This window comes from Neorhizobium fuzhouense, assembly GCF_042611105.1.
In the GTDB taxonomy this organism is placed as follows: domain Bacteria; phylum Pseudomonadota; class Alphaproteobacteria; order Rhizobiales; family Rhizobiaceae; genus Neorhizobium; species Neorhizobium galegae_A.
The window spans coordinates 1-21,968 of the sequence record NZ_JBHFFP010000008.1; the positions used below are offsets into that span (position 1 = coordinate 1).

At 63.0% G+C, this 21,968-nt stretch carries 17 protein-coding genes; 7 read left to right on the forward strand and 10 right to left on the reverse strand.

The genetic code is table 11. The features are described 5' to 3' along the window. Nucleotides 1-190 precede the first annotated feature (190 nt). From ACEXP3_RS14955 to ACEXP3_RS14980, 6 genes are all read right to left on the reverse strand, one after another. Nucleotides 191-1,345, reverse strand: a complete 1,155-nt coding sequence (locus ACEXP3_RS14955) for a mandelate racemase/muconate lactonizing enzyme family protein (RefSeq protein ID WP_377298003.1) — start codon at nucleotides 1,343-1,345, stop codon at nucleotides 191-193. 25 nt (nucleotides 1,346-1,370) lie between these two features. After that, on the reverse strand, nucleotides 1,371-2,579 hold the full coding sequence (manD, locus tag ACEXP3_RS14960; RefSeq protein ID WP_377298004.1) for a D-mannonate dehydratase ManD: 1,209 nt from the start codon (nucleotides 2,577-2,579) through the stop codon (nucleotides 1,371-1,373). 4 nt (nucleotides 2,580-2,583) lie between these two features. Next, the gene (locus ACEXP3_RS14965) at nucleotides 2,584-4,281 is read right to left on the reverse strand and encodes an ABC transporter ATP-binding protein (RefSeq protein ID WP_377298005.1); all 1,698 of its coding nucleotides are present in this window, start codon (nucleotides 4,279-4,281) and stop codon (nucleotides 2,584-2,586) included. Next, nucleotides 4,281-5,429: an ABC transporter permease gene (locus ACEXP3_RS14970; RefSeq protein ID WP_377298006.1), complete on the reverse strand. Its 1,149-nt coding sequence runs from the start codon at nucleotides 5,427-5,429 to the stop codon at nucleotides 4,281-4,283. The genes ACEXP3_RS14965 and ACEXP3_RS14970 overlap by 1 nt, the downstream gene beginning before the upstream one ends. Continuing rightward, nucleotides 5,426-6,412 (reverse strand): ABC transporter permease, encoded by a 987-nt coding sequence (locus ACEXP3_RS14975; protein ID WP_210106281.1) that lies wholly within the window; start codon nucleotides 6,410-6,412, stop codon nucleotides 5,426-5,428. Before ACEXP3_RS14975 ends, ACEXP3_RS14970 begins: the two co-directional genes overlap by 4 nt. A 67-nt stretch (nucleotides 6,413-6,479) precedes the next feature. Further along, nucleotides 6,480-8,417, reverse strand: a complete 1,938-nt coding sequence (locus ACEXP3_RS14980) for an ABC transporter substrate-binding protein (RefSeq protein ID WP_377298007.1) — start codon at nucleotides 8,415-8,417, stop codon at nucleotides 6,480-6,482. A 166-nt stretch (nucleotides 8,418-8,583) separates the two neighbouring features. Between ACEXP3_RS14980 and ACEXP3_RS14985 the strand changes: the two genes are divergently transcribed. From ACEXP3_RS14985 to ACEXP3_RS15010, 6 genes are all read left to right on the forward strand, one after another. Continuing rightward, on the forward strand, nucleotides 8,584-9,285 hold the full coding sequence (locus ACEXP3_RS14985) for a GntR family transcriptional regulator (RefSeq protein WP_377298008.1): 702 nt from the start codon (nucleotides 8,584-8,586) through the stop codon (nucleotides 9,283-9,285). 201 nt (nucleotides 9,286-9,486) lie between these two features. Then, on the forward strand, nucleotides 9,487-10,632 hold the full coding sequence (locus tag ACEXP3_RS14990; RefSeq protein ID WP_377298009.1) for an ABC transporter ATP-binding protein: 1,146 nt from the start codon (nucleotides 9,487-9,489) through the stop codon (nucleotides 10,630-10,632). Further along, nucleotides 10,629-11,558 (forward strand): carbohydrate ABC transporter permease, encoded by a 930-nt coding sequence (locus ACEXP3_RS14995; RefSeq protein ID WP_377298010.1) that lies wholly within the window; start codon nucleotides 10,629-10,631, stop codon nucleotides 11,556-11,558. The genes ACEXP3_RS14990 and ACEXP3_RS14995 overlap by 4 nt, the downstream gene beginning before the upstream one ends. Further along, nucleotides 11,558-12,379, forward strand: coding sequence for a carbohydrate ABC transporter permease (locus tag ACEXP3_RS15000; RefSeq protein ID WP_210106276.1), 822 nt, complete (start codon nucleotides 11,558-11,560; stop codon nucleotides 12,377-12,379). Before ACEXP3_RS14995 ends, ACEXP3_RS15000 begins: the two co-directional genes overlap by 1 nt. Before the next feature lie 84 nt (nucleotides 12,380-12,463). Then, nucleotides 12,464-13,759, forward strand: a complete 1,296-nt coding sequence (locus ACEXP3_RS15005; RefSeq protein WP_377298011.1) for an ABC transporter substrate-binding protein — start codon at nucleotides 12,464-12,466, stop codon at nucleotides 13,757-13,759. Nucleotides 13,760-13,835: 76 nt separating this feature from the next. Then, nucleotides 13,836-14,636: a phosphodiesterase gene (locus ACEXP3_RS15010; protein ID WP_377298012.1), complete on the forward strand. Its 801-nt coding sequence runs from the start codon at nucleotides 13,836-13,838 to the stop codon at nucleotides 14,634-14,636. Nucleotides 14,637-14,730: 94 nt separating this feature from the next. On the opposite strand, the gene ACEXP3_RS15015 is transcribed toward ACEXP3_RS15010, so the two are convergent. Genes ACEXP3_RS15015 through ACEXP3_RS15025 form a run of 3 tightly spaced genes read right to left on the reverse strand, consistent with a single transcriptional unit; the run spans nucleotide 14,731 to nucleotide 19,963 of the window. After that, nucleotides 14,731-17,808, reverse strand: a complete 3,078-nt coding sequence (locus tag ACEXP3_RS15015) for an efflux RND transporter permease subunit (RefSeq protein WP_377298013.1) — start codon at nucleotides 17,806-17,808, stop codon at nucleotides 14,731-14,733. Next, nucleotides 17,805-18,893 carry an efflux RND transporter periplasmic adaptor subunit gene (locus ACEXP3_RS15020; RefSeq protein WP_377298014.1) on the reverse strand — a complete coding sequence of 363 codons (1,089 nt, stop codon included), beginning with the start codon at nucleotides 18,891-18,893 and terminating at the stop codon, nucleotides 17,805-17,807. The genes ACEXP3_RS15015 and ACEXP3_RS15020 overlap by 4 nt, the downstream gene beginning before the upstream one ends. Then, nucleotides 18,890-19,963: an efflux RND transporter periplasmic adaptor subunit gene (locus ACEXP3_RS15025; RefSeq protein ID WP_210106271.1), complete on the reverse strand. Its 1,074-nt coding sequence runs from the start codon at nucleotides 19,961-19,963 to the stop codon at nucleotides 18,890-18,892. The genes ACEXP3_RS15020 and ACEXP3_RS15025 overlap by 4 nt, the downstream gene beginning before the upstream one ends. Nucleotides 19,964-20,045: 82 nt before the next feature. Between ACEXP3_RS15025 and ACEXP3_RS15030 the strand changes: the two genes are divergently transcribed. Next, nucleotides 20,046-20,678 carry a TetR/AcrR family transcriptional regulator gene (locus ACEXP3_RS15030; protein WP_377298015.1) on the forward strand — a complete coding sequence of 211 codons (633 nt, stop codon included), beginning with the start codon at nucleotides 20,046-20,048 and terminating at the stop codon, nucleotides 20,676-20,678. Nucleotides 20,679-20,711: 33 nt separating this feature from the next. Here the strand turns inward: ACEXP3_RS15030 and ACEXP3_RS15035 are convergent, their stop codons facing one another. Then, nucleotides 20,712-21,968, reverse strand: a complete 1,257-nt coding sequence (locus ACEXP3_RS15035; RefSeq protein WP_377298016.1) for an arsenic transporter — start codon at nucleotides 21,966-21,968, stop codon at nucleotides 20,712-20,714.

Below are 21,968 nucleotides of genomic sequence, written 5' to 3' on the forward strand. Positions count from 1 at the left end.
ACATCATCGCACTCTTCTCTGTCACTGAATGCCGAAACTTCTTCAAAGCCGCAGGATATGAGGCTGAATAAATGCGATGCGCTTTTAGCCCTGCATATGACGCCGCGATCTGGCAGTCATTGCCTCCCCTGTTCGCAGCAGGTGGCCCGGACGGTGGAGTTTGTCCGGGCCCTGAACCGGAGTCTTTCGATTACCAGTTGGTCACCGATCCGTCCCGTCGCTTCAGGTGCGGGGCCTCCCAATATTCGAATTCCTGCCGGGCAAGCAGTTCCTCGTTGACCTCGATGCCGAGGCCGGGGGCGTCGGAGACGGGATAGAAGGCTCCTTCGAGCCGGGGCTGAACCGGGAAGAAGTCGGAGTTGTCGAACCCGAGATGGGTTTCCGCCGGACTACTGCGCGTCTCGAGCCAGGAGAAATTCGCCACGGCCGCGCAGAAATGTACGGTGGCTGCGGTGCAGACGGGCCCGAGCGGATTGTGCGGCATCATGTCGACGTAATGCGTCTCGCTCCAGGCCGCCACCTTCATGGATTCCGTCAGGCCGCCGACATTGCACACGTCAAGCCGGTTGAACTGGTGGATGTCGCGCTCGATATAGGGCTGGAACTGCCATTTCGAGGCGAACTCCTCGCCGATCGCGAAGGGAATGTCTGTCATCCGCCGCAGCGCTTCGTAGGCGCCGGGGCTTTCGTCCCGGATCGGCTCCTCGAGGAAATCGAGCGTGCCCTTCGGCATCTTCTGGCAGAAGCTGGCGGCCTCCGCCACGCTGAGGCGATGGTGGTAATCGATGCCGAGCACGATGTCGTCGCCGAGCGTTTCCCGCGCCTTCACCAGCCATTTCGCCGTCGTGGCGATGTGTTCGCGCGGCTCGTAGATCTCCTTTTCCTCGTGACCGGCCGGCGACAGGCGCATCGCCGTCCAGCCATGCTCGACAAGCATCTGCGCCTGCTCGATCATGGCCGGGCCGGGTTCCGCAAAGGTTGTCGCAAAGGTCGGGATGCGGTCGCGCTGCTTGCCGCCGAGCAGATCGTAGACGGGAACGCCGAGCGCCTTGCCCTTGATGTCATGGAGCGCGATGTCGATGGCGGAGATGGCCGCCTGCAGAACGCGTCCGCCTTCGAAATACTGGCTGCGGTACATTTCCTGCCAGAGCGAGCCGATCTTGAACGGGTCGCGGCCCTTGAGGAATTCGGCGTAATGGTCGAGTGCCCCGGCCACCGCCTTCTCGCGACCGGACAGGCCGCTTTCGCCCCATCCGAAAATGCCGTCATCGGTTTCCACCTTGACGAGGAGCTGGTTGCGGATGCCGACCTTCACGGCATAGGTCTTGATCGCTGTGATCTTCATGGCTGTTCCTCCCTTTGCCGCTCGTCTACCAATGCCACAGGGTGCCGTCTTCCAGGCGGTTCACCGGAAGATAGGCGCGCTGATAGGGATATTTGGCCGCCAGCTCCTCATCGATATCGACCCCGTGGCCGATGGCATCGCCCGGATGCAGATAGCCGTCGGTGAGGCTCCAGGCGCCGGGGAAGACGTCGAGGATTTCCGGCAGGTAGCCGGAATATTCCTGAATGCCGAAATTGGGGGCCCACAGGTCGAGATGCAGGTTGGCGCCGAGGCAGATCGGCGACATGTCCATGGCGCCATGGCAGGCGGTGCGGACATTGTAGACGCCGGCAAAATCCATGATCCGGCGCAGCGCCGTCACGCCGCCCGCATGCACGCAGGTGGTGCGGATATAGTCGATCAGCTGCTCTTCCATCAGAAGGCGCGCGTCCCAGATGGTGTTGAACACTTCGCCGACGGCGAGCGGCGTCGTCGTGTGCTTGCGGATCAGGCGAAAGCCTTCCTGGTGTTCGGCAGCAACCGTATCTTCCAGCCAGAACAGCCGGGCAAATTCCAGATCCTTGCCGACACGCGCGGCTTCGATCGGCGTCAGCCGGTGATGGGCATCGTGCAGCAGTTCGACGTCAAAGCCGTAGGCCTCGCGCACCGCCTGAAACAGTTTCGGGATATGGCGCATGTATTTGGATGTCGACCAGACCTCCTCATGCGGCACGGCATCGTCTGCGGCATTGTTGGTGATGGACTTGGCGCCGGTGCCGTAGACATCGGGCAGGCCCGGAATGCCGACCTGCACCCGCACGGCCTTGTAACCCTCTTCGATCCGGCGGCCGACGGCATCCACCGCTTCGGCGATCGTGGTGCCTTGCGCATGGGTGTAGCACAGCACCTTTTCGCGGCTTGCACCGCCCAGCAGCTGGTAGAGCGGCATGTTGGCGGCCTTGGCCTTGATGTCCCAGAGCGCCGTGTCGATGCCGGCGATCGCCGCCATCGTCACCGGGCCGCGGCGCCAGTAGGCACCCTTGTAGAAATACTGCCAGATATCCTCGATGCGGCCTGGATCGCGGCCGATGAGAAGCGGCGCGATATGCTCCTCCAGATAGGCGACCACGGCCTTCTCGCGCCCGTTCAGCGTCGCATCGCCGACCCCTGTCAGGCCCTCGTCCGTGAAGATCTTGACCGTGACGAAATTTCGGCCGGGAGAGCAGACAATGACTTTTACATCGGTGATTTTCATCGACTTATCCGTTTGCTGGAACTGTGGGCGCGACATACCGGAAACGGTTCTGGATGCGGCGGTCGCGGGGATCGGGATGGGGAATGGCGGACAGAAGCGCCCGCGTGTAGTCATGGGTCGGCCGGTTGACGACCTGGTCGGTGTCGCCGGCTTCCACGATGCGGCCGCGATACATCACCGCCACGCGGTCGCACATGTAGCGGATGACCGACATGTCGTGGCTGATGAAGACATAGGAGAGGCCAAGCTCGTCCTGCAGCTTCATCATCAGGTCGAGCACCTGCGAGCGCAGCGATACGTCGAGCGCCGAGGTCGCCTCGTCGGCGACGATCAGCCGCGGCTTGACGGCAATCGCCCGGGCAATGCCGATGCGCTGGCGCTGGCCGCCGGAAAAGGCATGAGGATAGCGTTCGCGCCAGGCGGGTTCCAGCCCCACCTGCTGCATCAGTTCGGCAACCCGGTCGTCAAGCTCGGCGCCGCGCATGCCCGCCAGTTTCAGCGGCTCGGCAATGATCTGGCCGACCGTCTTGCGCGGGCTCAGCGATCCGACCGGGTCCTGAAAGATCATCCGCACCTCGCGGCGCAGTTCCTTCAACTGCGGCTTGTCGGCAAGACGCAGATCGATGCTGCTGCCATCGGCGCGGCGATAGTTGATCTCGCCCGCCTGCGGATCGTAGATGCGCAGGAGGCAGCGCCCCATCGTCGTCTTGCCGGAGCCGCTTTCGCCGACGATGCCGAGCGTTTCACCCGGACGGACGATGAGCGACACGTCGTCCACCGCCTTCAGGCCGGATGGAAAGGTCAGCGACAGGTTGCGCACATCGAGCAGCGGTGGCGCATCGGCGGCGATGTCTGCCCGTTTCAGCCGGATCTCGGCCTTGTGTTCCAGCCGCACGACCGAGCCGATCAGCCGCTTGGTATAGTCGTCCTTTGGCGCGTGAAAAACCGCGTCGACGCTGCCATGCTCCATCACCCGGCCGCGATACATCACCAGCACCTCGTCGGCGATTTCGGCAACCACGCCCATGTCGTGGGTAATGAAGAGCACGGCCATGCCGTGGCTCTGCTGCAGCCGCTTGATGAGGTCGAGGATTTCCGCCTGCGTCGTCACGTCGAGCGCCGTCGTCGGCTCGTCGGCGATCAGAACCTGCGGATTGCAGGCGAGCGCCATGGCGATCATCACCCGCTGGCGCATGCCGCCGGAAAACTCGAAGGTATAGCGGTCGATGGCGGTTTCGGGCCGCGGAATTTCCACCTGGCGCAGAAGGTCCAGTACCCGTTCGCGGCGCTCGGCCTTCGGCGTGCCGAAATGGATGCGCAGCGCCTCGCCGATCTGCTCGCCGATGCGATGCACCGGTGACAGCGAACTCATCGGCTCCTGGAAGATCATGGCGATCTCGCGGCCGCGCACCCGGCGGATTTCTTCGCCGCGCGGATTAAGCTTTGCGAGATCGACCGTGGTGCCGTCCGCCCGGTTGAGCCAGATCGCGCCGCCCGCGATCTTTCCGGGCTTGTCGACGATCTGCAGGATCGAGCGGGCGGTCACCGACTTGCCCGAGCCGCTTTCGCCGACGACGCAGAGCGTCTTGCCCCGCTGCAGGTCAAACGACACGCCGTCGACGGCCTTGAAAAGCCCGGTGCGGGTCTTGAAGAAGGTCTGCAGATTTTCGACCTTCAGAATGGTATCGCGGGTCATGCTCATCAGACGGACTCATACGGGTCGGCGGCGTCGCGCAGTCCGTCGCCGAGGAAGTTGAGGGAAAGCACGGCAATCACGATGGCGGCCGCCGGCGTGAACAGCAGCCAGGGCGCCTGCGCCACGGCGCGGATGTTCTGCGCCTCCTGCAGCAGCACGCCCCAGGAGATGATCGGTGGCTGCAGGCCGATGCCGAGGAAGGACAGCGCCGTCTCAGCCAAGATCATCGTTGGGATGGCGAGCGTGACGGTTGCGATGATGTGGCTCATGAAGGACGGCACGAGATGGTTGAAGATGATGCCGATCTCGCTCATGCCATCGAGGCGTGCGGCGGTGACGAAATCCTCGCCGCGCAGCGAGAGAAATTTTCCGCGCACTTCGCGTGCGAGGTTCGTCCAGCCAAGCAGCGAGACGATGAGGGTGATGACGAAATAGGTGCGAAGCGGCGGCCAGCCGACCGGGATCGCGGCTGCAAGCCCCATCCACAACGGGATCGTCGGGATCGACCGCAAAAGCTCGATCACACGCTGGATCGCCAGATCGACCCAGCCACCGAAGAAGCCGGAAATGCCGCCGATGGTCACGCCGAGCAGAAGGCTCATCAGCACGCCGACAAGGCCGATGGAGAGCGAGATGCGTGCGCCATGGACGACGCGCGAAAAGATGTCGCGGCCGAGCCGGTCGGCGCCGAGCACGTAGAGGCTGTCGCCGGGCTTTGCATTGACGAGCCCGAACAGCTTGGTCTCCATCGGGATGAAGCCGAGCATGTTGTAGGGCGCCGAGGGAACGAGAAAGCCGACGGCGAGCGGCTTTGCCGGATCCGGTTCGAATTCGCGTCGCATGCTTTCTGTATTCAGTGTCATCTTCAGCTGATTGACGTGCGGCATGAAGCTGCCCTCGTGCATCAGCGACAGCCCCTGCGGCGGCGCATAGGTGAAGCGCGCATTGGTGGCATTGGGATCGAGCGGCGCGATGAAATCGGCAAAGGCGGCGATCAGATACATGCAGCAGATCACCACGAGACTGACGAGGGCGATCTTGTGCTTCTTGAACTTCAGCCAGAACAGGCGCCACTGGCCGGCAACGGCGATATTGCTGTCGCGCAGGTCGATGTCGGTTTCGGTCGCGGGAGGGAGCTGGGCAATGTCGGTCATGTCAGTCGAATCCGCGGATCGGTCATGGCAAGCAGGATGTCGGAAATCAGCGTGCCGATGATGGTGAGAACGGAGATGAGGAGGATCAGCGAGCCGGCGAGATACATGTCCTGCGCCAGAAGCGCGCGCAGAAGAAGCGGCCCTGTCGTCGGCAGGCTCATCACCACTGAAACGATGATCTCGCCGGAGATGACGGCCGGCAGGATCCAGCCGAGCGTCGAGATGAGCGGATTGAGCGCCAGCCGGACCGGATAGCGGATGAGCAGCTCGAACTCGGACATGCCCTTGGCGCGGGCGGTGGTGACATAGGGCTTCGACAACTCGTCCAGCAGGTTGGCCCGCATGATGCGCACGAGGGCGGCAAGCGAGCCGAGGCCAATGACGATGACCGGCAGCCAGACGTGGTTGGCAAGATCCAGAAGCTTGGCGAAGCTCCAGGGAGCATCGACATAATCCGGCGAGAACAGTCCGCCGACACTCTGGCCGAACCAGACCGACATCACATACATGGCGCCAAGCGCCATCAGGAAGTCGGGCACGGCGAGGAAGAAGAAGGCAAGGAAGGTCGCTGCGTAATCCGAGATGGAATACTGGCGCACGGCCGACAGGATGCCGATCGGGATGGCGACCGCCCAGACGAAGCAGAGCGTCAGCAGGGACAGCATCAGCGAGAAGCCGAGGCGGCTCCAGATCAGTTCGGTCACCGGCTTGCCGAGTTCGAACGAAATGCCGAAATCGCCGTGCAGCAGAATGCCGGCCATCCATTTGTAGTACTGGAAGTACATCGGCTGATCGAGACCGTAGCGCTCGCGCATGGCGGCGACAGTGCCCGCCTCGACAGCGCCGCCCTGGCTTGCCCAGTCGGCCATCAGCGTCGTCAGGTAGTCGCCCGGCGGCAGCTGGATGATGATGAAGGCGATGATCGAAACGGCAAGCAGTGTCGGGATGGCAAACACCAGCCGCCTTGCGATATAGCGAAGCATGTCAATGACCGTTGATTGGAAGGAGGTCCGGCCGGAGGCATTCGCGCCCCCGGCGTCGGGAGGAGCCTTATTTCGCGGTGTCGAAATACCACTGCGAGAGCGTTGGTGCCGGGTGCCAGAGATTGCCGGTGATCGGAATGCCGTCGACGACATTCTTCAGGCGCTTCGACACCATCATGTATTTCGGCATGGGCCGCGAAATGCCGATATTGAGGAAGTTGTCCGCCGAGGCGGTCAGGAATTCCTTCATCTTGGCCTTGCGATCCTCGTCGGTGACGGCAGCGTTCACCTTGTCATAGGCTGCCATCAGCGCCTTGATGTTTTCCGGCGGCTCTTCGCCCGTCTCATGGTTGGCGTACCATTCCGCCCAGCGCACGGCAAAGAAGATGTCCGCCTTCTGGAACGGCATGTAGCAGCGCGGATCGGTGTAGACCTCGGAAAGCCCGCCGACGCAGTTCCAGATATAGGCGTCCTGTTCGTTGGCGCTCCACATCGTGTTGAGGCGCGCCCGGTCGGTCGTGCGGATCTGGATGTCGATGCCGACGTCCTTGGCATATTGCTGCACCATCTGCATGACGTCCGGATAGGACAGGCCGAAGACATCGGCGACCATGAAGTTGATGGTGAAGCGCTTGCCGGTCTCATCGAGGCGGAAGCCTTCGGCGTCCTTTTTCGGCATCAGCTTGTCGAGTTCGGCATTGGCAGCGGCCGGATCGTATTCGGTATACTGCGTTGCCTCCTTCTCGTTGAACAGCTCATGCTCCGGCTGCACCGCCACCTGTGCCGGCGCGCCCTGCCCCACATAGACGAGATCGATGATCTCCTGCCGGTTGATCGCGCGGCTGAGCGCGATGCGGAAATCCTTGTTCTGGAAGACCTTCTTCTTCACCGGATCGGTGGAGTTGAGGTTGAGCAGGATGACCGCGTCATTGGCCGGCAGGTCCTTGACGTCGATGAAGCGGTACTTGCCGCTTTCCTGACCATCGAAGAGCACGGATTTGAAGGTGGAGTTGTTGATATGGCGGAAGGCGAAGTCGAATTCGCCCGAGGTCATCTTCAGCGCCATCAACTGCGGATCGTCGAGCTTTGCCCAGGTGACGTTGTCGATATAGGGCAGCTGGTTGCCGGCCGTGTCGACCTTCCAGTAGAACGGATTGCGCTTTGCCACGACCCGCTCGCCATCGGCATAGGGAACGGTCAGCACCCAGGGGTTCATGGTCGGCAGATCGAGATTCTGCCAATAGGCGGGCTGGAAGGTCATCGAGACCTTCGAGTTGAACAGCGCCACCCAATCGCCGGCGGCCGGATTGGCTTTCAAGAGCGCGGGAATGCCGTCCTTGTTATACTTCTCGTGGAACTGGCTGAGGTAATGCTTCGGGTAGATCACCGGCAGGTGGCCCTGGCCATAGGCGAGCTGCTGCAGGAACAGGCCGTAAGGCGCGTCGAACTTGAACTCAACCGTCTGCTCGTCGACCTTGCGCACCTTCACCGGCTTGCCGGCGACGGTGAAGGTCGGGTTCTTCGCCGGCGACAGCGCCGGGTTCATGAACACGTCCTCGTACCAGAACATGATGTCGTCCACGGTGAACGGCTGGCCGTCGCTCCACTTCAGTCCCTTGCGCAGGGTGAACGTGTAGGTGGTGGCGTCGTCGGATGCGGTGAACTTTTCAGCCAGCGACGGCTCGACCTTGCTCCACTTCGGGTCCCAGCGCACCAGAAGCTCGTTGGCGATGGTGCGGGTGAGGTTGTACTGGTCGCCATTGGCGAGAATCGTGGTCCGCAGCGTGCCGCCGTATTTGCCAACGCCGTCGACCATGGTTTCAACGAAAGGCTGCTGCGGCAGGCGTTCGGTGACCGCCGGCAGCTTGCCTGCCTTGACCTGTTCATCGAGTGCCGGAGCCTGGTGATAGTCCTGCGCGAAGGACGCGCCGGCCAGTCCGAAGACAAACACCCCAATCAGCCCCGTCGACGCAACGAGGTTACGCAGCTTGTGCTGGTAGCACATATGAAATCCTCCACTTGGTAAGCGCCCGCTCCTCAGGCGCGTCCAGTCGTCCCAGCCAACCGGATGCACGGAAACTTTCAGATCGTACATTATTTGTCAACAACGGTGTGCAAAGTGATGTATTTTGCACTTGGCAGATGGCGGGGCCATCCGCTAGAAATAGCGCATGAACACGATCGTCCCCCTCCTGCAGGTTGAAGAGACCGACCACGCCGAAGCCTCGATCTACGAGCGCATTCGCGACGACATCATCCAGGGGCGCCTTGCTGCCAACGAGCGGCTGAAGGTGGCGGAACTTGCCGAGCGCATGGGCACATCCACCAACCCGGTTCGCGAGGCCCTGCAGCAGCTGCGCGGCGAAGGTTTCGTTGTGATGATGCCGAACCGCGGCGCGCGCGTGCGACCGATCGACGAAACCTTCGTGCGCGATATTTTCGAGATCGAGGTGCTGATCGAGCCGGCGCTGACCCGCTGGTTCGTCGGCCTTGCCACCAAGGCGGATCTTGACCGCCTGGAGGAACTGCAGGGGCAGATGGAGGCGCTGAACTTTGCCGATCCACATGCCCATTCGAAGCTCGACATGACGTTCCACCAGGTCATGTACGACCGGCACTACAATCGCCACGCCGTCGATCTGTGGTGGCGCCACCGCGAGATCCTGTCGGCGATCAGCCGCAACTTCCAGACATCGCTCAGCCGCCAGACGAGCGTGCTCAACGAACATCGCGAACTGCTGCGCTGCATTGCCGCGCAGGATGCCGACGGTGCCGCCCGGATCATCGCCCAGCATGTCGAAGGCTCAGGACGCCACATCATCGAACACCTCCGGCTGATCAAGAACCGGCGCGACAGCGGGCGCCGGTCCTGAAGGACTGACGTTCGTCAGGTGACGGTCGGCACGTAAACGCGGGATGCCAGCCCCTTGCGGATGACGGCCGATCGGTGGTCGATCCGGCAGGCAAACCGCTCCGGCGGCAGCGCATTCTGTGCGTTATAATCAAAACATCTAGAAACTGTCGTCTGATTGTCATGGAGGAGACGCATACGGTGCGCCGCAAAGGAGCGCCGCATGCAGCCGCAATCGCTAGAACTTCAGGGTGTCGAAAAAAGCTTCGGGGCGGACAACGTTCTGAAATCGATCGACCTTTCCATTCGCCCCGGCGAATTCCTGTCGCTGGTCGGCATGTCCGGCTGTGGAAAATCCACGCTCTTGCGGATTATCGCCGGTCTTGAGACGCCCGATCGGGGCACGGTCTCGATCAGCGACCGGGACGTGACGGACGTCGATCCGAGCGAGCGCAACCTGGCCATGGTGTTCCAGTCCTACGCGCTCTATCCGCACATGACGGTGCGCGAGAACATTGCAACGCCGCTGCGCATGCGCCGCCTGTCCTTTGCCGCCCGGTTGCCGTTGATCGGCCGGATGATTGCCCCCGCCGAGACGCTTCAGGAGATTGCGGCATCGGTCAAGGAGGCGGCGGACACCCTGCAGATCGGCCATCTCCTGGACCGCAAGCCGGCGCAACTGTCCGGCGGCCAGCGCCAGCGCGTCGCCCTTGCCCGCGCCCTGGTGCGCCAGCCGGCCGCCTTCCTCATGGACGAGCCGCTGTCCAACCTCGATGCCAAGCTGCGCGCCCATATGCGCGAGGAACTGACCGGCCTTCACCGCCGCCTCGGCGCCACCTTCATCTATGTCACCCATGACCAGATCGAGGCGATGACCATGTCCGACCGCATCGCGCTGATGTCGGACGGCGGCATCGAGCAGCTTGGCACGCCGGACGAACTTTATCAGCGCCCGGCATCCTTGACCGTTGCCCGGTTCATCGGCACGCCGACGATCAATCTCCTGCCCGTGGAAATCGGCAAGACCGGCCGCATCTCCGCTTTTGGCCAGGAATTCGGCCTTGAAGCGGCAGCACAGGCGGCTGGCCCCGCAACGCTTGGCATTCGTGCCGAAGATCTTCGCCCGGCCGCAGAGGGCCTTGCCGCCCGCGTCGTGCGCAGCGAGACCTATGGGGCCGATCGCTTCGTCACCTGCGAACTCGTCCAGGACCCGGCGGTCCGGATCGTCATGCGCCAGCATGCCGGCGAAGGCCTGCCGGGCGGTGCCGACGCCACGCTGCGGCTCGGCTTTGATGCACAGCGCGCCCATCTCTTCGGCGCCGATGGCCGGCGCCTCGACGTTTCTGCCCGCGCACGGGTGCCAGCATGACGCTTGTCGATGCAACGCTTGCCAAACCTGAGGCAGCGGCCCGCGCCAAACGCTCGCCGGCCGAGCGCCGGATGGCGCGGCTGGGCCTCCTGTTTGCCGCTCCCTCTGCCATCCTGCTTGCGGCCTTCTACATCATCCCGATCGTCGTTCTCTGCGTCTTCTCGCTCACCGATTATCAGCTCGGCGCGCTGTCGATGCGTTTCGTCGGGCTCGACAATTTCGCAAAAGCCTTCAGCGATCCGGTGTTTCTGCGCTCGCTGTGGAATACCGTCCTCTATGCGGTGATCGTCATCCCGTTCGGCGTTCTTCTGGCGCTTGGCGTGGCGCTTCTGGTCTATAACCGCAAGAAAAGCCGCGCCTTCTGGGAAATCGCCTATTTCCTGCCGGTCACGGCGACGCTCGTGGCCATGGCAACGGTCTGGCAGTTCCTGCTGCATCCGTCGCTCGGGCCGGTCAATGCCGCCATCAAGGCCTTCGGCTTCGAGCCCGTGGCCTTCCTGTCCAACCCCACCCTGCTGATCCCGACCATGGCGCTGATCGGCATCTGGCAGGTTCTGGGCTTCAACATGGTGCTGTTTCTGGCCGGTCTCACCGCCATTCCGAAGGATCTGCACGAGGCCGCCCGCCTCGATGGCGCAAAACATCCGATCGACCGTTTCCTCACCGTCACCTGGCCGATGCTCGGGCCAACCACGCTGTTCGTCGTCGTCACCACCTCGATTTCCGCCTTCAAGGTGTTCGAGACGGTAGCCGTTCTGACCAAGGGCCGGTTCGGGTCCGAAACCCTGCTGTTCGAGCTTTATCTCGAAGGCTTCGAATATTCCAACACCGGCTATGCGGCAGCGCTCACCCTGCTGTTCCTCGTGATCGTGCTCATCCTGTCGATCGGCCAGATGGTGCATATGGACCGGAAGGTGCATTACTGATGGCCGTCTTGCGCAAATATCTGCCGCATCTGGTGCTGGCACTCGGCGCCGTGCCGATGCTTCTGCCCTTCTACTGGATGTTCCTCACCTCGATCCGCTCGCCGTCGGAAATTTTTGACGTCTCGCTCTGGCCGATCCCGCAGCATCTGGATGCGGCGCAAAATTACGCACGCGCGGCCTCGCAGGTGCCGATGCTGCGCTTCATGCTGAACGGCGTCATCGTCTGCGGCGGCATCCTCATCGTCCAGGTGCTGACGGCCGTGCCGGCCGCCTATGCGCTGGCAAAGCTCAAATTTCCCGCCCGCCGGCTGATGATGACGCTGATCATCGCGGCGCTTTGCGTGCCGATGCAGGCGCTGGCGCTGCCGCTGTTCGTCGGGCTTGCCAAGACGAACCTGCTCAACACCTATTTTGCCATGATGGCACCGTTCTTTCTCTCGGTGTTTGCGATCTTCCTGTTTCACCAGTCCTTCCGCAGCTATCCGGACGAGGTGATCGAAGCCGCCCGCATGGACGGATTTTCCGAAATGGAAATCTGCTGGCGGCTGGTGCTGCGCGGGTCCTTGCCGTCGCTTGCCGCCTTTGCCGTCTTCTCGCTGGTGGCGCACTGGAACGATCTCTACTGGCCGATGATCGTCGTCACCGACACAAATCTCGCGCCGCCGCCGCTCGGCATGCTGTTCTTCGCCGATGTCGAATCCGGCGCGAACTACGGCGCCCTGATGGCCGGTGCCGCCATCATCACCGCGCCGATGGTCATCTGCTTCCTCTTTGCCCGCAGGCATTTCATCGCCGGCATCACGATGACGGGGGTCAAGTGACCGCGCCCCGGTCAACGCCCCTCCTCCCTTCCCTTCTCCTCCCCCTCCTCCTCCTCCCCGCCACAATCCTCATGGAGACCGATCATGAACATCACCCGACGCACCGCCACCGGCGGGCTTGTGCTCTCCCTTGCGCTTGCCGGCCTTGCCAAGCCCGGCTTTGCCGCCGACGTCACGCTGGAAGTTCTCTACAACCTTCCCGGCTTCACGAAATTCCATCAGCCGCTCGCCGATGAGTTCATGAAGAAGAACCCGGATATCAAGATCAACTTCCTCGCCCCTGCCCCCGGCTATAACGAAGGCCAGCAGCAGGTGCTGCGGTCGGCCGTGACAGGAAACCTGCCGGACGTGTATTTCTCCGGCTATAACCTGACGGCCGAACTCGTCCACACGCTCGCTCCCCGCAAGCAGATCACCGACCTTGGCCCGTTCATTCAGGCCGAAGGCGGCCAGGCCTTTCTCGACAAGAACTACAGCCCGAAAATGGCAGCGCTCGGCCAGGTCGACGGCAAGCAGTACGGCCTGCCGGTCAATGCCTCCTCGCCGATCCTCTACGTCAATGCCGACCTCGTGAAGAAGGCCGGCGGCGATCCGGAAAATATGCCGAAGACTTTCAAGGAACTGGTGGCGCTCGCCGCCAAGATCCATGCGCTCGATCCGAAGATCGCCGGCATGGGCTATGACATCAACGGCTGGCCGGACGACTGGCTGTGGCAGTCGCTGATCTTCCAGCAGGGCGGCACGCTGGTCGATACGGCCACCAAGAAGGTGGCCTTCGACAACGAGATCGGCCTTAACGCGCTGAAGCTTGCCCGCCAGTTCGTCACCGAAGGCGGCCAGACCCTGCTCGACTGGGACCAGTCGCGCCAGCAGTTCGGCGCAGGTCTCACCGGCTTCATCTTCTCCACGCCCGCCCATGTGCAGACGATCGAAAGCCTCGTCGGCGATCGCTTCAAGCTTGTCACCGCGACCTTCCCGCTCGACAACAAGGAAAAGGGCGGCGTGCCGACCGGCGGCAACTCGGCCGTGATCCTCACGCAGGACAAGGCCAAGCAGGACGCAGCCTGGAAATACCTGAAGTGGATCACCGGGCCGGAAGCGCAGAACGTCATCGTGCGCATCACCGGCTACCTGCCCACCAACAAGCTTGCCACCGGTCCGGATTTCCTGGCGCCCTATTACGCCGAGCATCCGAACGTCAAGACGGCCTCGCTGCAGGCCGATCGTTCGCTGCCGTGGGCCGGCTATCCGGGCGGTGACTCCGTTCGCATCTGGCGCACCCAGCGCGACATCATCGGTACCGTCATGCGCGGCGAAGTCACGCCGGAAGCCGGTCTGAAGCAGATCGTCGAGCAGACGAACGCCCTGATGTCGAAGTAAGCGGGATCATCCCTCTGTCAAAGGCTGCGGGGGAAACATCCCCGCAGCCGCACTCTTGTTCTGCAGAAAGACCGTCATGAAAATCATTCAGCTGACCGACACCCACCTGATGCCCTCGGGTATTGTGGTGAACGGCGTCGACCCGGAAAAGCAGCTGCGCGCTGCCATTGCCGACATCATCGAAAAACATGCCGATGCCGACCTTCTGGTGATGACGGGCGATTTGTGCAACCACGGCGATCCGGCGGCCTATGCGCTGCTGAAGGACATTCTGGCGCCGGTGCCGTTTCCGACGCGCCTCATGCTCGGCAATCACGACGACCGCCCGAATTTCATCGACGCCTTTCCGGGCCAGCCGCGTGACGAAAACGGCTTCATCCAGTCGTTCCTCGACACCGATGCCGGCAGTCTCCTCTTTCTCGACAGCCACGAGGCCGGCGTGATCGGCGGCATCTATGGCGATGACCGCATGGTCTGGCTCGACCAGGCGCTGGAAGGCGCCGGCGATCTTCCCGTCACCGTCTTCATCCATCACCCGCCGATGGACACGAAGATTGCCCACTTCGAAAAAATCGGCATGCACGATGGCGGTGCCGTCATGAAGCGCCTCGCCCGTCATGCGCCGGGCGTGCGCCACATCATCTTCGGCCATATCCATATTCCACTTTCCGGCACGAGTGCCGAAGGCATCGCCTACAGTTCCGGCCAGGCCTGCGCGCATCGTTTCATCACCGATGTCGATACGCCGAACCCGCTGTGGACCGGCGGTAATCCCTGCTACCGGATCATCGACCTCGATCAGCAGGGTCTTCGCGCCTACAGCGCCGAGGTGGGCGAGATCGCCACCGACCGCGCCCCGATCTGCGAAGGCCCGTGAGAACGCTGGCTTAACGGGGTTCTCCAAGCGGCACCCCAACGGACATTGTCATCAATCAAAAACGGCGCCCCTGAAGGCGCCGTTTCTGCATGTCTCAACCATGGGCCTCGGTGGCCTGCGGGATCTCGTCATCCTTGTTGCGCGGGATGCGGAACCAGGCGACGTAGAGGGCCGGCAGGAAGAGCAGCGTCAACACCGTTCCGACCACGATCCCGCCCATCATGGCATAGGCCATCGGGCCCCAGAAGACTTCGCGGGAGATCGGGATGAGCGCGAGCGTCGCGGCGGCCGCGGTGAGAAGAATGGGCCGCATGCGGTGTTCCGTCGCCTCGATCACCGCCCGCCACGGCGGCACGCCCTCGCTGCGCAGATGCTCGATCTGCACCACGAGGATGACCGAGTTTCGGATGAGGATGCCGATGAGCGCGAGGATGCCGAGGATGGCAACGAAGCCCATTGGCGCGTTGCTGAGCAGAAGCGCTGCCACGACCCCGATGAGGGCAAGCGGGGCCACCGCAAACACCAGGAAGAGCCGGCTGAAGCTTTGCAGCTGGATCATCAGGATGGTCGCCATGACGAACAGCATCATCGGGGCGACGGCGGCGATCGGGCCCTGCGAATCCGCGCTCGATTCAACCGAACCACCCACCTTGACGAAATAGCCGGGCGGCAGCGTGGCGGTGAATTTTTCGACCTCGGGCGCAAGCTGCGACACGATCGTCGCCGGCTGCGTTGTTCCGGTTACCGCGGCTTTCACGATGATTGTCGGAATACGGTCGCGGCGGCCGATCTTCGGCTGTTCCAGTTCGTACCGGAACTTGGCGACGGCCGAGAGCGGCACCGACTTGCCGCTGCTGCTCGGAAGCTGGAGGTTCTTCAGCGTTTCGATGGCGCCGCGCTCGCTGTCCTGCGCCCTACCGATCACGTCGATCAGATAGATGGAATCGCGCACCTTGGTGGTGGAAGAACCCTCGACGATGCCGTTGAGGCGGGTTGCGATATCCTGCGAGGAAATGCCGAGCTGGCGCGCCTTGTCCTGCAGCACATCCACCTTCACGACGCGCGACGGTTCGTTCCAGTCGTAGGTCATGTTGGTCAGAAGCGGGTTCTGGTTGACGATGCCGCCCAGTTGCTGCGCCAGCTGGCGGACCTTCTGGATATCTGGACCGCTGATGCGATACTGCACGGGCTTGCCGACCGGCGGGCCGATGTCGAGCAGCTTCACGAAGGCATCCGTGCCCGGGAAGGTCTTGTTGACATAGGCCTGCAGCTGGGCGCGCAGACGGTTTCTCGCCTCCAGGTTCTTGGTGACGATGACGATCTGGCCGAACCAGGCCGCCGGCGTCTGGACATCGTAGGACAGGATGAAGCGCGGCGCGCCCTGACCCACATAGGTCGACCAGTGGTCGATATCCGGGCTGCCGGCGAGCTGTTCCTTCTCGATCTGCGCCATCTGCCGGTTCGTCTCGGCAATGGTGCTGTTGTTGGGCATGTTCCAGTCGATGATGAGTTCGACGCGGTCTGACGAGGGGAAGAACTGCTGCTGCACAAGCCCCATGCCGCCGACGGAGGCGACAAAGGCAAGCACGGTCAACAGGATCGTTGCCCAGCGCCAGCGCATGGCAAGGCGCAGGATAGAGGCAAAGCCGCGCGTCACGCGTCCCTTGTTCTCGTGGTGCGATTTCATCGTCTTGGGCAGGATGGTCACCCCGAGAAGCGGCGTAAACAGCACCGCCACGATCCAGGAGACGAGCAGCGAGACGGCAATGACGACGAAGAGCGTGAAGGTGAATTCGCCGGCGGCGCTGTTGTTGAGGCCGATCGGGATGAAGCCGGCAACCGTCACCAGCGTGCCTGTCAGCATCGGAAACGCGGTCGAGGTGTAGACATGGGTTGCGGCCTTGCGCAGCGTATCACCCGCCTCCAGCCGCGACACCATCATCTCGACGGCGATCATGGCGTCATCGACCAGAAGGCCGAGCGCGATGATGAGCGCGCCGAGCGAAATGCGCTGCAGCGAGATGCCGCTATATTCCATGACGACGAAGGTGATGGCGAGCACAAGCGGAATGGAAACCGCAACCACCATGCCGGCGCGCACGCCAAGGCTGATGAAGCTGATGGCAAGAACGATGACGATGGCCTCGAAAAGCGCCCGTGTAAAACCGGAGACGGCCTCATCGACCACCGCCGGCTGATCGGAGACACGCTCCACATCCACGCCGATCGGCAGGTCGGAGACGACCCGCTTCATCTGCGCATCCAGCTGTTCGCCGAACTTCAGGAGATTGGAGCCGGTCTTCATGCCGATGGCAAGGCCGATGGCAGGCTCGCCCTTGAAGCGGAAGAGCGCCGAGGGCGGGTCGACATAGCCGCGCCGGATGGTGGCGATATCGGTCAGCGGAAAATAGCGGTCGTTGATGCGCAGGTTGATGGCGCGAAGGCTCTCTTCCGAGGTGAACTGGCCGCTGACGCGCAGCGCAATCCGCTCGGAACCGGCTTCGACCACGCCCGATTGCGTGACCGCATTCTGCGCCTGCAGGGTATCGATGACCGCCTGCTGGTCGATGCCGAGCGCTGCGATCTTGCGGGTGGAGAATTCCAGATAGATCGCCTCGTCTTGGGCGCCGATGATGTCGATCTTGCCGACATTGGGAACCGTCAGCAGCTTGGCGCGGGCATCCTCGACGAGGTCGCGCATCTGGCGCTGCGTCAGGCCATCCGAGAGAAAGGCATAGATATTGCCATACACGTCGCCGAAGGAATCGTTGAAGGCGGGGCCGACAACGCCGCTTGGGAAATCGCTCTGGATATCGGCGATCATGTTGCGGATGCGGATCCAGTTGCCCGGCACGTCCTTGGCCTTGGTGGTGGGCAGAAGTTCAACGAAGATCGTCGTCTGGCCGGCCGTGGTTTCGCTGCGGGTATAATCGAGCGCGTCGAGTTCCTCGAGCTTCTTCTCGATGCGGTCGGTCACCTGGCGCGTCATGTCCTCGGCAGAAGCGCCGGGCCATTGCGCATTGATGATCATCGTCTTGATGGTGAAGGCCGGGTCTTCCTCACGCCCGAGATTGGCGTAGGAAAAGGCGCCGACAGCCAGGAAGACGATCATGAAATACCAGACGAGCGAGCGGTGCTCGAGGGCCCAGTCGGAGAGGTTGAAGGATTTCACTTGGTCATCTCCTGATCGAGGCGGACAGTCTGGCCTTCCTGAAGTTTGTGAACGCCGGCGGTGACGATGCGCTCACCCGGCTTTAAGCCCTCGGCGACCGTGACCATGCCCCCGGGCTGTGGCGGACTGGCGAGCGTGACCGCCCGCGATGTCACCTTCTTTTCGGCTTCCGACACGACCCAGACGAGGGCGCGCGTTCCGTCCATCTTGATGGCGGAGGACGGAAGGCGGATGGACGCCCCATCCTTGTCGAGAGCGGTGGCGGTGATGACCGAGCCGAGGCGCAAGGCCGCCGGCGGATCGGTGAGGCTGAGCTTGGTGCGGCGCGTGCGCGTGGCATCGTCCGCCTCCGGCGCAATCTCGCGCACGACGCCCTTGGCGTGCACGCTCGGATCGAGCTGCAGCGCGACGTCGAAGGCCGATCCCGGCCGCACCTTGTCAGCGACGGTTTCCGGCACGTCGATGACGGCATCCTTGATGTCGGGGCGGGCAACGGTTGCCACGGTCTGGCCGGCAGAGACGACCTGGCCCACTTCGGCGGCGGTGCTGGTCACCACGCCGTCGAATTCGGCCAGAAGGCGGGCATAGCTCAGCTGTTCCTTCGCCTTGTCGAGATTGGCCTGGGCCTTGTCGACGGAGGCTTCGGCCGTCTTGCGGTCAAGCTCCGCCGTCTCGAATGCGGACTTGGCGCCCGATTGTTTTTCGTAGAGCGTCTTCTGTCTCTGCTCGGTGGTCAGCGCATTGGCAAGCTGGGCCTGGCTGTTGACGAGATCCGACTGCGAACTCTTGACGGCAAGCTCCAGCGCCAGCGGATCGATGGCGGCAAGGACATCGCCTTTCTTGACGAGATCGCCCACATGGACATTGCGCGCCACGATGCGGCCAAGGACGCGGAAACTGAAATCGGTGGTGATGCGGGCTTCGACGGTTCCGGGAAGCGCAAGCTCGGCGGCCGGCTGCTCCTCAGCCACCACCGACAGGACCGGACGCGGCGGTTCGGGCTGGCTTGCTTCCTCTTTCTGGCAGCCCGTCAGGAAGGTCGCGGCCAGAAGCAGCGCCGAAAGGCTTGAGGGGGCGGTCTTCATTGTGCGGTTCCTTCGATAGCCACGACTTCTCCCTGGTTCAGGAAATTGGCGCCGGTCGCCACCACGATCTCACCCGGCTTGACGCCCGAGCGGATGGAGAAGCGGTCGCTGTGATAGGTGATGACATCGACCGGCCGGATCGACACGGCGTGGCTGGCCGGATCGACCACCCAGACCGCCGGCTTGCCGTTCAGGGATGCCATCGACGACCAGGGCAGTTCGATTGCGGTCTGCGGCTTGAACGAGGCGGTGGCGACAACCGGGCTTCCAAGCTTGGCCTGCGGCACATCCTCAAGACCAAGCTTGACGCGGATGGTGGCCGAGCTCGAATCGATCGTCGGCGACACTTCGCGCACCTCGGCCTTGATCGGGGCGCCGCCCGACAGAAGGCGCACCTCGATGTCATCGGCCAGTTCACGGCCGAGAAGAAGCGATTCATCGACATTGACCACGGCATCGCGGGGACCGTCATGGGCAAGCGTGAAGATCACCTGGGCGGCCTGGGCCACCTGCCCCACTTCGGCATTGCGCGCCGTAATGACCCCGTCGGCATCGGCGGTCAGGTCTGTCTGCGCGAGCGTGTCGCGGGCGGTGTCGAGTTGGGCCTGCTCGGATTCCACCGTCGCCTGCGCGCGCAGCAGCGTTTCACGCGCCGAATCCAGATCGGCCCGCGTGGTCACGCCCGTGCTGAACAGGCTCTGCTGGCGATCGAAGGCCTGCTGTGCCTGGGTTTGCTGGGCCTCCGCGGAGGCAAGCGTTGCCACGGCCACCTGCAGGTCGGCCTTCTGCTCCTGCGCATCGATGCGGGCGAGCACCTGCCCTGCCTTCACCCGGTCTCCCACCTCGACGAAGCGATCTGTGATGCGGCCGCTGACCCGGAACGACAGATCCGACTGGACGCGGGCACTGATTTCCCCGGTCGTGGAAATCCTTTCCGCGACCTGCGCTTCAGCCACGGTGACCGTGCCGACATATCGCGGCGCCTTCGGGGGCGTTTCCTCCTGCGGCGCACAGCCTGCAAGCGTTACGAATGAAAACGCCAGAAGTGCGTTTGTAGCTAGTCGTCGCATGGTTGCCCCTTGAACAATTGCCAGACTACGGTAATTTTGAATGACTGGTTAGTCAATGAGTTTGTAGACGAGGAGAATGCGCATGGCGATTGACGGTGAAAGGAAGCTGAACAGGGCTGAACAGAAGGCTCTGCGGCCCATCCAGATTCTCGATGCGGCATTCGAGGAATTCATCGCCCACGGGTATGGCATGACCCGCGTGGAGGATATCGCCGAGCGTATCGGCGTCACCAAAGGCACGATCTATGTCTACTTCCCGACGAAGGAAAACCTCTTCTCGGCTATGATTGCACATATTGCCACCCCTCTTGAAGAGCTGCTGCGGGGCGTCGGAGACCTGTCCGGCAATTGCGCGGAGCGTCTTGAAGCACTGCTTCTGATGTCTTACGAGAAAGTCCTTAAAAACAGGCATACGCGGGAACTCATCCGTCTCGTCGTATCCGAGGGCTCGCGCTTTCCCGAGATCATCAAGAGGCATCAGGAGGAGTTGATCGACCCCCTGTTCAACCACGTCCAGGCCTTGCTCGATGAAGGCATTGCGGCGGGCGAATTTCGCGCAGGCCCGGCTGCCCTTGCATCGGTCATCGTCGGGCCGGTGATTGCCCTTGTCGTGGACCACCTGGTGTTCGGCGAAACGCCGCAGGAGGAGTGCGACGCCTATATCCGCGCCCATCTCGATCTTATCACGCGCGGGCTTGCCGTGGCGGACCAGTAAGTTTCAAAAAGCAGCCGCCGGGCACACCAGACTTCACTGAACGGCAAGCACGGCAAGCGACAGCGCGAGCGCCGGGATCATCACCACGACACCGAGCTTCAGGAAGGCGAAGACACCGATCTGAAGCCCTTCGCGACGCAGCGCCGACAGCCAGAGGATCGTCGCAAGCGACCCGGTGACGGAAAGGTTCGGCCCCAGATCGACGCCGATCAGCACGGCGGCTGCGATCTTGTCCGGCACATGTGCCGCCTGGACGGCGCTGCCGGCGACAAGGCCCGCGGGCAGATTGTTGACGAGGTTGGAGACGAAGGCGACCACGGTGCCGGCAAGCGCTGCCGTCTGGGCCGGATGGCTCTCGGCGCCGGAAGACAGCCAGCGCGCCAGCGTATCGGCAAGTCCGGTGCCGTTCAGCGCCTCGACCACGACGAAGAGGCCAGCCACCAGCGGCAGCACGCTCCACGACACGCCCTTCAACGTCGCAACCGGGCTCTGCCGGGTCACCGCCATGATGATGGCGGTGGTAAGACCGCCGGCGAGAAAGGTCGGCAGGCCGAGATCGAGGTCGAGAGCGGAGGCGACAAGCAGGAGAAGGGCCGTCAGCACCAGGCCTGCCCCGGCAAGCCGGGCGCTGTGCGACAGGGGCATCTGCTCGACCTCGCGGCTGATCGTATCGGCAGCCAGCGCCTGACGCTGCGTCAGGTAGAGCGCGGCAAAGGTTGCCGCGATCGCCACGATCGAGGGCAGCGTGAAGGTCGAAAGCCAATGGCCGAGCGGCGGCATCTCGCCACCGCCGAAAATCACCAGATTGGCCGGATTGGAGATCGGCAGGACAAAGCTTGCCGCATTGGCGATGAAGGCGCAGATCAGCAGATAGGGCATGGGATCGCGCACGCGCGCCGCCCGGCACGCCGCATAGACGGCAGGGGTGAGCACGACCGCCGTCGCATCGTTGGACAGGAAGGCCGTGACGACAATGCCGACGCCGAAGATGAGGGCAAAGAGCCGGCGCGGTGACCCCTTGGCATGGGCGGTCGCCACCGAGGCCAGCCAGTCGAACAGACCCTCCCGGCGGGCGAGTTCCGACAGAAGCATCATGCCGATCAGAAACAGATAGACGTCGAGCCCCTTGGAGACGCCGAGCCAGGCATCGGACACGCCGATCAGCCCGAGCGCGACGAGAAGGACGGCGCCGATAACGGCCCAGATCGCCTCCGGCCAGCCGAAGGGGCGGGTGATCACGCCGAGCGCCGTGAGGCCCGCTATCGTCCACGTCATCGTCAATGCCTGCAT

Coding starts and splice junctions, on each gene's coding strand:
- ACEXP3_RS14990 (WP_377298009.1), top strand. CDS start 9,487: ATGCAGCCGCAATCGCTAGAACTTCAGGGTGTCGAAAAAAGCTTCGGG.
- ACEXP3_RS14995 (WP_377298010.1), top strand. CDS start 10,629: ATGACGCTTGTCGATGCAACGCTTGCCAAACCTGAGGCAGCGGCCCGC.
- manD (WP_377298004.1), bottom strand. CDS start 2,579: ATGAAAATCACCGATGTAAAAGTCATTGTCTGCTCTCCCGGCCGAAAT.
- ACEXP3_RS14975 (WP_210106281.1), bottom strand. CDS start 6,412: ATGCTTCGCTATATCGCAAGGCGGCTGGTGTTTGCCATCCCGACACTG.
- ACEXP3_RS14965 (WP_377298005.1), bottom strand. CDS start 4,281: ATGAGCATGACCCGCGATACCATTCTGAAGGTCGAAAATCTGCAGACC.
- ACEXP3_RS15005 (WP_377298011.1), top strand. CDS start 12,464: ATGAACATCACCCGACGCACCGCCACCGGCGGGCTTGTGCTCTCCCTT.
- ACEXP3_RS15010 (WP_377298012.1), top strand. CDS start 13,836: ATGAAAATCATTCAGCTGACCGACACCCACCTGATGCCCTCGGGTATT.
- ACEXP3_RS14985 (WP_377298008.1), top strand. CDS start 8,584: ATGAACACGATCGTCCCCCTCCTGCAGGTTGAAGAGACCGACCACGCC.
- ACEXP3_RS14980 (WP_377298007.1), bottom strand. CDS start 8,417: ATGTGCTACCAGCACAAGCTGCGTAACCTCGTTGCGTCGACGGGGCTG.
- ACEXP3_RS15030 (WP_377298015.1), top strand. CDS start 20,046: ATGGCGATTGACGGTGAAAGGAAGCTGAACAGGGCTGAACAGAAGGCT.
- ACEXP3_RS14955 (WP_377298003.1), bottom strand. CDS start 1,345: ATGAAGATCACAGCGATCAAGACCTATGCCGTGAAGGTCGGCATCCGC.
- ACEXP3_RS15025 (WP_210106271.1), bottom strand. CDS start 19,963: ATGCGACGACTAGCTACAAACGCACTTCTGGCGTTTTCATTCGTAACG.
- ACEXP3_RS14970 (WP_377298006.1), bottom strand. CDS start 5,429: ATGACCGACATTGCCCAGCTCCCTCCCGCGACCGAAACCGACATCGAC.
- ACEXP3_RS15000 (WP_210106276.1), top strand. CDS start 11,558: ATGGCCGTCTTGCGCAAATATCTGCCGCATCTGGTGCTGGCACTCGGC.
- ACEXP3_RS15020 (WP_377298014.1), bottom strand. CDS start 18,893: ATGAAGACCGCCCCCTCAAGCCTTTCGGCGCTGCTTCTGGCCGCGACC.
- ACEXP3_RS15035 (WP_377298016.1), bottom strand. CDS start 21,968: ATGCAGGCATTGACGATGACGTGGACGATAGCGGGCCTCACGGCGCTC.